Here is a 12,163-nt window from a genome sequence, read left to right as displayed (position 1 = left end):
GGAGAGCTGTCAGCCGACGCGGAGCGTGAGCCCGTAGGTCCGCAGGATCTCGTTGATCGGCTGGTGGTAGGTCGTGCCGCCGGACCGGCGGTTTCCGGAACCGCCGGAGGTCACGCCCTGGGCCTGGTCGCCGGAGTCACCCGGCTCGGCGCACACGCCGGTCCGGGTCAGGCCGGTGATCGTGCCCTGCGGGGGCCACGGTGGCCGCCGCGGAGAGGGTGGCCATGGCGGTAACCGCCAACAGGGGATGTTTACATGACATGCGCACTCCTGGTGGGGGGTGCTGTCAAGGTATGTGGCGTGACGCAAGGGGGGGATGTGGCAAAAAACCCCTATCGCCGTGTTATGACATCACGGTGGTATGGCCCTCGGGGGTATGGCTGTCGGGCGTGACACATCCTGAGGTGAACCGGCCGGGTACGGACTCGAAGAGGCCGCCATGACAGCCTTCCGGGGCGCGGGACCGCGATGGCCGCCGGTCCGCGGGCGGATGCGCGCCCTCTGACAGTGATCAAGCGGGACCGAGTCAAGTCGCGGGTTCTGGGCACGCGGTACCCGTGGGGATAGATTGCTGGGTCCCACGGACCACCGGCCGGCTGCGGCGATGACGCCCGGCCGGGGTTCCGCTTGGAGCGTTCCGTTGAGGTTGCCACAGGAGGATGCGCGTCCATGACCCACCAGCCCGCCGACGACGGTGGATCCGGGCACGAGGAGCAGTCGACGTTACCCCGCCGTGACGAGGCGTCCCGCTGTCCCCACACCGAGGCCGGCCGCCGGTGCGTCCTGCCGTCCGGTCACGGACTGGAGCACATATACCCGTACCGGAAGACCGCCCGCTGACCTCCGGTGGCCGCCGCCGCGTCCGCGGGGGCCGTGAGCCGGGGGCGCCCGGTCGAATAGCATGTGATCGCACCTGTACGGCGGGCGGGGTGAGAGGCGGGAGCGGGTTCCTCATGTTCGACGACAAGACGCAGGAGACCCTCCGGCGCCTGCTGGACCTCGCCGAGCATCCCGCGACCTCGCAGCCCGAGCGGGCCCTGGCCGTCGCCAGGGTCAGGGCGCTCATCATGGTGCCCGAGGGGGACGCCCGCCGCGCGCCGGTCACCGCGGCCATGGAGGCCGACATGCTCGGAAAGATCAGGCCGCTGACCCGCAGGGTCGACGAGGACCTGGTGAACGAGGTGCACGGCGATCTCTACGCCTTCGGCACCCGTTACCGTGTGATCGGCGAGGTGGCCGACGAGATGGCCCGCCTGCTCGAACGCTGGAGCGGTGTCGCCCCGGGCAGGCGGCACCGGCACGAGGAGACGGTCCGGACGACGGCCTCGAAGCTCGCCTACCTCCTGGAGCGCCGGGATCTGTTCCGCAGGCCGAGGTGGGGCAGCCGCCCACCGGCGAGGTAGTCCCCGCCCTCCGGCCCGGGCCTTTCCCGCTGTTTCCCGTCGTTTGCCGCCCTCCGGCACCTCGGCTCCGTTGGCGAGGTGGCGGCGGGAGGTGCTCAGATCAGGCCGAGCGAGAGCATCGCGTCGGCGACACGCTTGAACCCGTCGATGTTGGCGCCGGCCACGTAGTTGCCCGGCATGCCGTACTCGTCGGCGGTCTGCAGGCAGCGGCCGTGGATGTCACGCATGATCTGCCGCAGGCGGGCCTCGGAGAACTCGAAGGTCCACGAGTCGCGGCTGGCGTTCTGCTGCATCTCCAGCGCGCTGGTGGCGACCCCGCCCGCGTTGGCGGCCTTGCCCGGTCCGAAGGCGACGCCCGCCTCCTCGAAGATCCGTATCCCCTCGGGGGTGGTGGGCATGTTGGCGCCCTCGCCGATCGCGACGCAGCCGTTGCGGACAAGCCTTTCGGCGTCCCGGCCGGTGATCTCGTTCTGGGTGGCGGACGGCATGGCCACCTCGCACGGCACGTCCCAGACGCTCGCGCCGGGTACGAAGATCGTGTTCCCGCCGCGGCGCTCGGCGTAGGTGTCCATCCGGCGGCGTTCCACCTGCTTGACCTGCTTGAGCAGGTCGAGGTCGATCCCCTTGTCGTCGAGGACGTAACCGGAGGAGTCGGAACAGGCGATCACCACGCCGCCGAGCTGCCGCACCTTCTCGATCGTGTAGACGGCGACGTTGCCCGCCCCGGACACCACCACGCGCTTGCCGTCGAACGACGTTCCACGCGCCCTCAGCATCTCGTCGACGAAGAACGCGCAGCCGTACCCGGTCGCCTCGGTCCGCACCTGCGCGCCGCCGTAGCTGAGCCCCTTGCCGGTGATCACTCCCGACTCGTAGCGGTTGGTGATGCGCTTGTACTGGCCGAACAGGTAGCCGACCTCGCGCTGCCCGACGCCGATGTCGCCGGCCGGGACGTCGGTGTACTCGCCGATATGACGGTAGAGCTCGGTCATGAAGCTCTGGCAGAACCGCATGACCTCGCGGTGGGAGCGTCCCTTCGGGTCGAAGTCGGAGCCGCCCTTGCCGCCCCCGATCGGCAGGCCGGTCAGGCTGTTCTTGAAGATCTGCTCGAAGCCGAGGAACTTGACGATGCCGAGGTAGACCGAGGGGTGGAACCGCAGGCCCCCCTTGTAGGGGCCCAGGGCGCTGTTGAACTCCACCCGGAAACCCCGGTTGATGTGTACCTCGCCCCGGTCGTCCTCCCAGGGCACCCGGAAGATGATCTGCCGCTCGGGTTCGCAGATCCGTTCGATCACCTTCGACTCGGCGTACTCCGGATGTTTGCCGAGCACCGGCCCGATGTTCTCCAGCACCTCGCGGACGGCCTGGTGGAACTCGATCTCCCCCGGGTTGCGGCGCAGTACGTTGTCGTAGACGTCCGACAATCTCTCATGCAGCATTCAGACGGTCCCCTCGCTCAATAAGAGGCATAACTCCGCATACACCTTATGGTCTGACAAACGGTGCATTTTCAAGGCCCCCGTGGTACCCGCCGCGTCCGCCCCACCGGACGGGGCTGCGCGGGGACGGCCGCACGTGGGCGGGGAGCCCCGGAGCGGGCCTCAGCGCCGAGGGGAGGGCCAGGGGTTGGGGCGGCAGCCGGACAGCGACTTGGTCTGCTGGAGCATCACCGGAGCCCGCCTACCCGATCCCGGACACGGTACGTGGCCGTGGCCGAGGCCGTGACCGACCTCGTGGTTGACGACGTACTCGCGGTAGGAGGCGACGTCGCGGCCGTAGCCCTGCGCGCCCGCGTTCCACCGCACCGCGTTGACGACCGCGCGCCCTCGGTTCCAGCAGGACAGCGCGCCAAAGGTGATCAGCGGCCTGCACCGCCGGTCCGTCGTCGCCGGACTGGACAGCGACACCCGGAACCTCACCGGCCCTCGCCCGACCCGCTGGAACCGGAACCCCCAGCCGCGCCGGTCGTTGAGGATCCTGTGCACCTCGTCGGCGAACTCGCGCGGGTCGAACGGCAGCCCGTCCTCGACCTCGACCGTGTACCGGACCGCCTCGCCCTCCCCGTGGTTCCCGGGAGGCCGGGCGCTGCCGGGGACGACGGTGTACCGGCCACTCGCCGACGCGGGAACCCGCTCTCTCAGCGGCTGCCGCCGCCCGTTGGCGAGCAGGAACGTCCGCTCGGGCGCGGGCCCCCCGGACTCGGGCGGGGCCGGGGGCGGGGTGGGCGTCGCGGAGACCTCGGGCAGGCCGGGGGCGGGAAAGTCGGGCGGCGCGGGTTCGTCGCGGGCCGGTGCCGGACGACCGCTCAGCAGTACACCGCTACCGACCATGAGTGACGCCGAAATGCTGACGGCAAGAAGCCACAAAAAGGGCTTACTCTCATGAAGCCTAACGTTCCTCGACATAGGCCGTAAACCTTATTACCGATCGATATAACCCATCGCCGCGGATCCGTCCGGCGGCCCCCGGCCGCGGAGCGGTGCCGCCGCGGGCCGTCTAACCGTCGGCGGCCCAGCCGTGGACCGTCCTCAGCACGGCCGCGACGCAGGCGAACCGCTGGGGGTCCAGGACCGCCCCCTCGCGGCGGATGCCGTCCTCGTCGAGCTCGAAAACCCGGTCCAGGCGCAGGTGGGAGACCCGGTTCTCCCGGTCCCAGCGGCCGGGGCCGAGCTCCAGCCACTCGCTTGGATCGCCGTTGCCGCCGCGGCTGGACAGCATCATCGCCAGCAGCCTCCGCCGGTGGCGGCCGACGACCAGCAGCGGCCGGTCCTTGCCCCTGGCGGGGTCCTCCTCGTAGGGGACCCAGGCCCAGACGATCTCACCGGGATCGGCGAGCCCGTCGAGATCGGGGGAGTAGTCGAGACAGGCCGCCCGGCTCACGCCGTGGACCTCCCGGACCGCGCCGCGAGCCGGTCGCGGGTCTTCATCGAGATCACGCACAAAAGCACCCTATTGGACGGGTACGCGGGGAACCGGGCGCCGCCCGTCCGCCTGTTCTCACCGGGAGGGCGGATGGGCGGGCCCGGTTCTGAGGTGTCCCCGCGTGTTCCCGATGCGCCGGCACGCGTTCGCGGACCTTCGCGCGACCCTGGCGTGTCTCCCGTGTACGCCGGTGTGCCCGCTGCCTCCAGGCCCGTGCCCGTGTGCCCCCACGTGGCCCCGGGTGCCCGGTGACGTGGTGGGGCGGTGTTCGAGCCCGGCTCAGCCGCCGCTCTTGCGGCGGAAGGAGCGCTTGCCCCCGACCGGGCCGTGGGCGCCGTGGATCTTCGAGGAGCCCTTCCCCTTGCCGCCACCGCCCAGCTCCGCCTGGGCGAGCTTCTTGCGCTCCAGTGCCTCGCGGAACTTGCGCTTCAGCTCGTCTTCGGAACTCTCGGGCTCCGGCGTGACGTCAGACATACGGACCTCCTGAATCTGGACGAGCAGTCCAACTCCGGCCAACCGGATCATCATCCTCTCATGTCCCTCATCGGAAGCCGGTTGACGGGAAGCCGGTTGACGGGAACAGGAGAGGCTCTTGTTCACCAAGGTAGTCTGGGCGGAGGCTCGCCGAGCATGATCGCGGCCTCCCGGTTCGGCGGACCGCTTTCATCGAGCCCGGGTGACGCTCCGCGGGCGGTGTTCTCGGTTTCCTCGGCGGTTTTGGGATCTTCGGGGGTTTCAGTGAAGGCCCATGGCCATCAGCAGCAGAAGGCCCGCGATGTGGCCGATGACCACGAAGACGATGACGAAGATGAAGACGAACTTCGCCGGCCCGTGCTCGAAGTGCTTGCCCTCCGTAAGCGACGGGCGCAGGGCCTGACGCTCGGCGATCCGCTCCTCGATCGGCTTGCGGTGAAACATGGAACTCCTTTGCCGGCCGACGGTTGGGGCCACAATAGTTTGTGTACCAATTATCGTACTATGTCGGCAGGAGGGGTGTGTGAGCGACATGACCGACGCCTTAAGCCTGGAGCGCCAGGTGTGCTTCGCCCTGGCGGTCGCCTCGCGCGGCGTCATCGGAGTGTACCGGCCGTTACTGCAGCCCATGGGCCTGACCCATCCCCAGTATCTGGTGATGCTCGCCCTCTGGGAGCACGCGCCGCTGTCGGTGAAGGAGCTGAGCAAGCTACTGCAACTCGACCCCGGTACGCTGTCACCGCTCCTCAAACGTCTTGAGGCGATCGGCTACATCCGGCGGCAGCGGGACAGTCAGGACGAGCGGGTCCTGGTGGTCACGCTCAGCCCGGAGGGCCGGGCGCTGAGGAGCGAGGCTGAGAGGATTCCGCCGTCCGTCGTCGAGCGCCTGGGTATGGACCTGGAGGAGCTGGAGGAGCTCCACCGGTCGCTGACCAGGGTGATCGCCGCGGCGAACGGCGCGCATCATTGATGCGCACAGAAGAGAGGACAGAGAAGGCTCATGGCTGGAAGCCACGGAGGAAGCCCCAAGTCTTGGCTTGCGGTGGTCGTCATTCTGCTCGGGTTCACCGTCGGAGGTGTGGCCCTGTGTATCGGTCCCAGCTGGACGCTTTTCTGGGCGGGAGCCGGAATCGTCGCGGTCGGCGGTGTGATCGCCCTGGCGGTCGACATCTTCTCCGACGTGATCGTGGACGCTCCCCGGGTGCCGCTGGACCACGGTAACTGATCACCAGGCGCTCGCGGCGTGCGTACCCGGTCCTTCGAGGACCGGGAGGACGTCAGAGTTTCGGCGGGACCTCCTCGGCGGAGGGGGAGGGTTCGGAGGCGGTGCGCGGGCAGGCCGGGGGCGCGCCGGGGTGCCGTGCGCCCCGGTGGGGATCGGACGTGTGCCCGGGCCGCCGCCAACTCCCCGGGTCCGTTGAGAGCCCCCGGGCTCTCCGGACTCCCCGGGCGGTCTTCCCGTGATCTTCCCGGGTTTTCGGACTTCCCTAACTCATCGAACTTCCCGGCTGTCCCATCCGAAAAGCGGATAACGCTGACGTGGGGCGAGGCGTGGGTTCTCATGGTTGTCGGACCGGAGTTTCCACAGAGACCGGGGAGGCCGAGCGCCCATGTCCCGAGATCGAACCCGATACCTTTACGCGGCCGTCGTCCTCGCGGTGGCCGCTGGGGTCGCCGTCGGGCTCGCGGCCCCCGGCGTCGCCCCGGAGCTCAAACCCCTGGGTACGGCCTTCGTCGGGCTGATCAAGATGATGATCGGCCCGATCGTCTTCTGCACCATCGTGCTCGGCGTCGGATCGGTTACCGGGGCCGCCAGGGTGGGCCGGGTCGGCGGCCTGGCACTCGGCTACTTTCTCGGCATGTCGACCGTGGCACTGGCCGTCGGCCTGGCCGTGGGCAACCTGGTCGACCCCGGCCAGGGGCTCCACCTCACCGAGGAGCTCCGCCGGGCCGCCGAGACCGAGGCGGTCAAGGGGGGCGAGAGCGACACCGTGGCCTTCCTGCTCGGGATCATCCCGGTCACGCTGGTGTCGGCGCTCACCGAGGGGCAGGTGCTGCAGACCCTGCTGGCCGCCCTGCTCACCGGGTTCGCCCTGCAGGCCATGGGGGAGCGAGGGGCGCCGATCCTGGCCGGTGTCGCGCACGTCCAGCGGCTCGTCTTCCGCATCCTCGCCATGATCATGTGGGCCGCCCCGGTGGGGGCCTTCGGCGCGATGGCCGCCGTGGTGGGCGCGACCGGGGTGGACGCGCTCAGGAGCCTCGCCGTCATCATGCTCGGCTTCTACCTCACCTGCCTGGTGTTCGTGCTCGTCGTACTGGGGCCGCTGCTCTGGCTGGTCGCCCGGATCAACCTGCTGTCGCTGCTGCGCTACCTCGGCCGGGAGTTCCTGCTCATCCTGTCCACCTCGTCCTCGGAGTCGGCGCTGCCCCGGTTGATCGCCAAGATGGAGCACCTCGGCGTGAGCCGTCCCGTCGTCGGCATCACCGTGCCGACCGGCTACTCGTTCAACCTCGACGGCACCGCCATCTACCTGACCATGGCCACCCTCTTCATCGCGACCGCCACCGGCGCCCCGCTCTCGCTCGGTGAGCAGGTCTCCCTGCTGGTCTTCATGGTCATCGCCTCCAAGGGAGCCGCCGGAGTCACCGGCGCCGGCCTCGCCACCCTCGCCGGCGGCCTGCAGGCCCACCGCCCCGACCTGGTCGACGGGGTCGGCCTGATCGTCGGCATCGACCGTTTCATGTCCGAGGCCCGCGCGCTGACCAACTTCGCCGGCAACGCGGTCGCCACCGTCCTGGTCGGCACCTGGACCGGTGAGTTCGACCGGCAACGCGCCGCCGAGGTGCTGTCCGGCCGGCTCCCGTTCGACGAGACCTCCCCGCTGGACGATCCGCCGCCCGCGGACCGGACGGATCCGGCGATGTCGCCGGTCTAGCCGCCTCCCACTTCGGTGAGCCCGGGGTCACGAGGTCCCGCTGAGATAGACCTCCCGGGCCAGCCTCGTCACCTGACCGGTGGAGCGCTGCCAGGTGGTCGAGGTGGGGTAGGCGGTCAGCAGCACCATGATCCAGCGTTCCTTCCGGCCGACGAGCCCGGTGGTGTGAAGCACCGGGTGGCCGAAGTCGGGGACCGGCCCGGCGGCCGATGCGAGGTCGGCCAGGCCGGCGTCCTGTACGGCCGTGACCTGGGTCGCCGCGGCTCCGGCGGCGGGTGCCGCACCGGCGGAGGCCGCCCGCCCGCACGGGGCCGGGGGTGTCGAGCCGTACCCCGACCAGCCCTGTTTGACCGCCCAGGGGGCCGGGACCGCGCGGGGAATGCCGAAGTACTGGTCGAACCCGTCGGAGCCGCACCGCCCGGCCTTTCGCAGGTGGCCGAGGATGAGGCCGCCCACCCTCGGGTCGGCCTCGTCGAGCAGGTAGCGGTAGGTCCGGGTGACGTCCAGCGCGCTGAGCGAGGTGTAACCCCAAAAGCCCGGCCGGTCGGTGGGCGGCGGAGCGGTCTCGGTCAGCCCCAGTCTGCGCGCCGTCCGCTCGACGATTTTCCCCTGGCCGCCCCGGGTCCAGAAAGAGGTCGCGGCGGCGTCGTCGCTGACCCTCAGCATCTTCGCGAGCAGGGTGAGATCGCCCCTGGGGACGCTGCTGTGCGACTCCAGATAGTCGATCGCGATCAGGATCTTCACCACCGACGCCGAGCGGAACCTGCGATGCGCGTTGTGCTGCGAGGTGACCTTGCCCGCCTGCCGGTCGAAGACCACGTATCCGGCGGTCACCCCGGCCGGGACGTGTGGCGTGCCGGGGGAGGCGGCGGACGCCGGACCGGGGGCCGCCAGGAGGGGAAGGGCCGCCGTGAGGAGTGTCAGGAGACGTGTCACCCGCAAATGCCTACCAGATCCCGGCGGTGAGGGCCGGGAAAAGGATGGGACGCGCCGCCCGGCAGGTCAGGCGCGTCTGGCGATGGCGGTGATGAGAGGCTGGACCAGGCGGGCGGCCAGGGGGCCGAACGCGGCGAGGATGAGCACGTAGGCCGCGGCCAGCGGGCCGAGGTCGGGGTGGACTCCGGCCGCCACCGCCAGGCCGGCGATCACGATGTTGAACTCGCCCCGGGGAATGAGCGCGATACCCGCCCGCGCCCGTCCGGCTCTGCCGATTCCGGCCCGCCGGGCGGCGTAGCCGCCGGTGAGCAGCTTGGTGACCATGCTGACCAGGGCGAGCAGCGCGGCGAGCCCGGCCACCGGCCCGATCTTGGTGGGGTCGGTCTGCAGGCCGAAGAAGACGAAGAACACCGCGGCGAACAGGTCCCGGAGCGGGGTCAGCAACGCCTGGGCGTCCTCGGCCAGCTCGCCGGAGAGCGCGATGCCCACCAGGAAGGCGCCGACGGCCGCCGAGACCTGGAGCTGCTGGGCCACCCCGGCGACCAGCAGCGCGAGCCCGACCACCTTCAGCAGCAGCACCTCGGAGTTGGGGCTGGCCACGAACGCCTCGATGAACCGGCCGTAACGGAGCGCGACCAGCAGCACGACGCTCACCGTGGCCAGCGCGATCGCCACGGTGAGCGCGCCGCCGAGGAGGCTCAGCCCGGCCAGCAGCGCGGTGAGGACGGGCAGGTAGACCGCCATGGTCAGGTCTTCGAAGACCAGCAGGGAGAGCACCACGGGGGTCTCCCGGTTACCGATCCAGCCCAGGTCCGACAGGACTTTGGCGGTGATGCCCGAGGAGGTGGCGTAGGTGACCCCGGCCATGGCCACGGCGGCCACCGGGCCCCAGCCCAGCAGCAGCGCGGCGATCGCGCCCGGTGCCGCGTTGAGCACCAGGTCGACGACTCCGGCGCGGGCGTTGCCTTTCAGGCTGGTCATGAGCTCGTCGGCGTTGTACTCCAGGCCGAGTGTGAGCAGGAGCAGGATGACGCCGAGTTCGGCACCGACGGAGATGAACTCCTCACTGGTGGCCAGCGGGATGATCCCGCCGGTGCCGAAGGCCAGTCCCGCCAGCAGATAGAGGGGGATGGGAGAGATGCCGACACGGAGCGCCAGCGCACCGAGTACGCCGAGCCCGAGAAGGACGGCGCCGAGTTCCAGGAAAAGGACCGCTGTGTGCACCCGGCGCCCTATCCGAGGGCGATGATGTCGGAGACGGCGGAGGTGCTCTCCGGGCTGCCGACGACGACCACCACGTCGCCGCCGTCGAGCACGAAGTCGGGGCCGGGGCTGGCGAACACCTGTCCGCCGCGCACCACGGCCACGATGGAGGCGCCGGTGCGGGTGCGGACGCGCGCGTCGCCCATCGGCCGCCCGGCGTACGGCGTGTCGGGAGGGATCGGCAGCTGGAGACTGACCAGGCCCTCGACCTCCCGGTGCAGGGCGTTGAGGCGCTGCACGATGCGCGGGGCGCCGAGCAGCTCGGCGAGCGCGTCGGCCTCCTCGTCGTTCAGCCTGACCGTCTCACACGCGCGATCCGGGTCGTCCAGATCGTATATCACCAGGTCGCGGCGGCCTGAGCGGTGGGAGACGATCCCGATCCGCCGGCCGTTCCGCGTGGTGAACTCGTGCCGCAGTCCGATCCCCGGCAGCGCCGTCTGCTCGACCTCCACAGTGCTAATCCTCCACCTATGCGTACATTGACGGTTTCCAAGAACCTATCAAGTGGCAGGTCCGTCGCCGATATCGCTAATAAATGCTACTGCCGATTGGTTTAGTGGGTTGTTTCCGGGTGTGGGCCGGGACGGACTGGATTCCAAGGGGCGATCGGGTTCGGTGGGACGGGATCGCCCTCACCGCGGCGGGCGGCTCACGGAGGCGGGCGCCCGCGCCGGACGGGCACGGCGGGCGGCGATCACGTCGGCCAGGGCCACCACCAGCGTGACCAGCACGAAGCCGATGGTGACCAGCAGCGCCCACCGGAACGCCAGGGCGTGGTCGCCGCGTGAGGAGGCCACCTGCGCGAAGAACACCGAGCCGATCGCCGCGATGCCCACGGCGGTACCGATCCGCTGGCCGGTCTGCAGCACGCCGCCCGCGGTGCCGGCCTCGGCGACGGGGACCTCCGACAGCGTCAGCGTCTGGTTCGGCGAGATCACCAGGCCGCTGCCCAGGCCGGCGATCAGCAGCGGTACCGCGATCGCCCAGGCCACGTCCTGGCCGGAGACCAGCCGTACGGCGAGCTCGGTGGCGGCCAGCCCGGCCGTTACCAGCACCAGTCCCGCCACCACCAGCGGGCGGCCGAACCGGGTGACGACCCGGCCTCCCAGTACCGAGGCCGCGGCCGATCCCGCCGCGAACGAGGTGCTCGCCAGCCCCGCTCCCAGGGCCGAGTAGCGCAGGCCCTCCTGCAGGTAGAGGGTGAGGATGAAGAAGATCGCGGTGAAGCCCGCGAAGTAGAGCGCCGCGATCAGGGTGCCGAAGGAGTAGGAGCGTATGGCGAACAGGGACAGGTTGACGACCGGCTGACGGCGTCTCCCGTAGTGGCGCTCCCAGCCCACGAAGACGGCGAGTACGGCCACCCCGGCGAGCAGCGGCGGCCACCTTCCCAGGCTGTGCCACCGCTCCCCCTCGACGAGCGGCAGCAGCACCAGGACGACCCCGGTGGCCAGCAGCAGCACGCCGACCGGGTCCACGCTCTCCCGTGACCGTCTCTCCGGCGGCCGGTGTGGGATGTAGCGGTACGCCAGGAATATGGCCAGGACGCCGATGGGCACGTTGACGTAGAAGACGAGGCGCCACCCCTCCCGCGCGCCGCCCAGGCCGATGAGCAGCCCGCCGAGCAGCGGGCCGATCGCGGTGGAGACGCCGATGGTGGCGCCCAGCAGGCCGAAGGCCCGGCCCCGCTCGGCGCCCCGGAAGAGCTGCTGAATCAGGCCGCTGACCTGCGGGTTGATCACCCCGCCCGCCACCCCCTGGACAAGTCGCGCGACGACCAGCCAGGTGGAGCTCTGGGCGACTCCGGCCGCCGCGCTGGCCAGGGTGAAGAGGGCGACGCCGAAGGCGAACACGTCACGCCGTCCGCGCATGTCACCGAACCGGCCGGCGGGGACCAGCACCAGCCCGAAGGTCAGGGCGTACCCGGACACCACCCACTGCAGGTCGCTCTGCGGGGAGTGCAGCCCGGTGCGGATGGCGGGCAGCGCCACGTTGACGATGCTGACATCGAGTAGCGTCATGAAGCCGGCGACCAGGCAGACGGTCAGCGCCTTCCACCGGCGAGGGTCGGCGTTCTCCCGCCGCCGGGTGGGCGGTACCTCGTCCGGCCGGGCTCCGGCGCTCATCCGGCCGCGTACGGGTACGGGTGGGGCGCGGGCGTTCGGCTGGGGCGCGACATGACGGTCTCGGTCTCGACCTCCGGTGGGGTTTTCTCCTCTTCAGCTGGACATA

General features: G+C 70.5%; 14 protein-coding genes and 1 pseudogene. 5 read left to right on the top strand and 10 right to left on the bottom strand.

Annotated features, from left to right (window positions below):
• Positions 1 to 9: 9 nt before the first annotated feature.
• Positions 10 to 192, bottom strand: a pseudogene (locus ACWEF2_RS25680) (S1 family peptidase); the annotation flags it as partial.
• A 477-nt stretch (positions 193 to 669) separates the two neighbouring features.
• Here ACWEF2_RS25680 and ACWEF2_RS25675 point away from each other — a divergent pair.
• Together ACWEF2_RS25675 and ACWEF2_RS25670 are read left to right on the top strand one after the other, a co-directional pair.
• Positions 670 to 840, top strand: coding sequence for a hypothetical protein (locus tag ACWEF2_RS25675; RefSeq protein ID WP_355599613.1), 171 nt, complete (start codon positions 670 to 672; stop codon positions 838 to 840).
• A 113-nt stretch (positions 841 to 953) separates the two neighbouring features.
• Positions 954 to 1,403, top strand: coding sequence for a hypothetical protein (locus tag ACWEF2_RS25670; RefSeq protein ID WP_453818899.1), 450 nt, complete (start codon positions 954 to 956; stop codon positions 1,401 to 1,403).
• 95 nt (positions 1,404 to 1,498) lie between these two features.
• Here the strand turns inward: ACWEF2_RS25670 and gdhA are convergent, their stop codons facing one another.
• The 5 genes from gdhA to ACWEF2_RS25645 all read right to left on the bottom strand — a co-directional run bounded on the left by gdhA (position 1,499) and on the right by ACWEF2_RS25645 (position 5,243).
• Entirely contained in the window at positions 1,499 to 2,842 is a 1,344-nt protein-coding gene (gdhA, locus tag ACWEF2_RS25665; RefSeq protein WP_453818898.1) for an NADP-specific glutamate dehydrogenase, read from the bottom strand.
• Between the two features lie 162 nt (positions 2,843 to 3,004).
• On the bottom strand, positions 3,005 to 3,733 hold the full coding sequence (locus ACWEF2_RS25660; RefSeq protein WP_453818897.1) for a DUF3152 domain-containing protein: 729 nt from the start codon (positions 3,731 to 3,733) through the stop codon (positions 3,005 to 3,007).
• 166 nt (positions 3,734 to 3,899) lie between these two features.
• Complete coding sequence (locus ACWEF2_RS25655) at positions 3,900 to 4,343, bottom strand: type II toxin-antitoxin system PemK/MazF family toxin (protein WP_453818896.1); 444 nt, start codon at positions 4,341 to 4,343, stop codon at positions 3,900 to 3,902.
• A 261-nt stretch (positions 4,344 to 4,604) separates the two neighbouring features.
• Entirely contained in the window at positions 4,605 to 4,799 is a 195-nt protein-coding gene (locus tag ACWEF2_RS25650; RefSeq protein ID WP_355599618.1) for a DUF5302 domain-containing protein, read from the bottom strand.
• Between the two features lie 261 nt (positions 4,800 to 5,060).
• Entirely contained in the window at positions 5,061 to 5,243 is a 183-nt protein-coding gene (locus tag ACWEF2_RS25645; protein ID WP_453818895.1) for a hypothetical protein, read from the bottom strand.
• Positions 5,244 to 5,322: 79 nt separating this feature from the next.
• Between ACWEF2_RS25645 and ACWEF2_RS25640 the strand changes: the two genes are divergently transcribed.
• From ACWEF2_RS25640 to ACWEF2_RS25630, 3 genes are all read left to right on the top strand, one after another.
• Positions 5,323 to 5,769, top strand: a complete 447-nt coding sequence (locus tag ACWEF2_RS25640; RefSeq protein ID WP_453818894.1) for a MarR family winged helix-turn-helix transcriptional regulator — start codon at positions 5,323 to 5,325, stop codon at positions 5,767 to 5,769.
• A 30-nt stretch (positions 5,770 to 5,799) separates the two neighbouring features.
• Positions 5,800 to 6,024: an HGxxPAAW family protein gene (locus tag ACWEF2_RS25635; RefSeq protein ID WP_453818893.1), complete on the top strand. Its 225-nt coding sequence runs from the start codon at positions 5,800 to 5,802 to the stop codon at positions 6,022 to 6,024.
• 385 nt (positions 6,025 to 6,409) lie between these two features.
• Positions 6,410 to 7,735, top strand: coding sequence for a cation:dicarboxylate symporter family transporter (locus ACWEF2_RS25630; RefSeq protein WP_453818892.1), 1,326 nt, complete (start codon positions 6,410 to 6,412; stop codon positions 7,733 to 7,735).
• Between the two features lie 27 nt (positions 7,736 to 7,762).
• Here the strand turns inward: ACWEF2_RS25630 and ACWEF2_RS25625 are convergent, their stop codons facing one another.
• The 4 genes from ACWEF2_RS25625 to ACWEF2_RS25610 all read right to left on the bottom strand — a co-directional run bounded on the left by ACWEF2_RS25625 (position 7,763) and on the right by ACWEF2_RS25610 (position 12,057).
• Positions 7,763 to 8,671 (bottom strand): hypothetical protein, encoded by a 909-nt coding sequence (locus ACWEF2_RS25625; RefSeq protein WP_453818891.1) that lies wholly within the window; start codon positions 8,669 to 8,671, stop codon positions 7,763 to 7,765.
• Between the two features lie 66 nt (positions 8,672 to 8,737).
• Positions 8,738 to 9,895 (bottom strand): cation:proton antiporter, encoded by a 1,158-nt coding sequence (locus ACWEF2_RS25620; RefSeq protein WP_453818890.1) that lies wholly within the window; start codon positions 9,893 to 9,895, stop codon positions 8,738 to 8,740.
• Between the two features lie 8 nt (positions 9,896 to 9,903).
• Complete coding sequence (locus ACWEF2_RS25615; RefSeq protein WP_355599954.1) at positions 9,904 to 10,386, bottom strand: cation:proton antiporter regulatory subunit; 483 nt, start codon at positions 10,384 to 10,386, stop codon at positions 9,904 to 9,906.
• A 180-nt stretch (positions 10,387 to 10,566) separates the two neighbouring features.
• Positions 10,567 to 12,057 (bottom strand): MFS transporter, encoded by a 1,491-nt coding sequence (locus tag ACWEF2_RS25610; protein WP_453818889.1) that lies wholly within the window; start codon positions 12,055 to 12,057, stop codon positions 10,567 to 10,569.
• Positions 12,058 to 12,163: the final 106 nt, after the last annotated feature.

It is taken from the genome of Streptosporangium sp. NPDC004631 (assembly GCF_053601935.1).
Note: the sequence above shows the minus strand (reverse complement) of the source record. Positions and strands in the feature narration are given on the sequence as shown.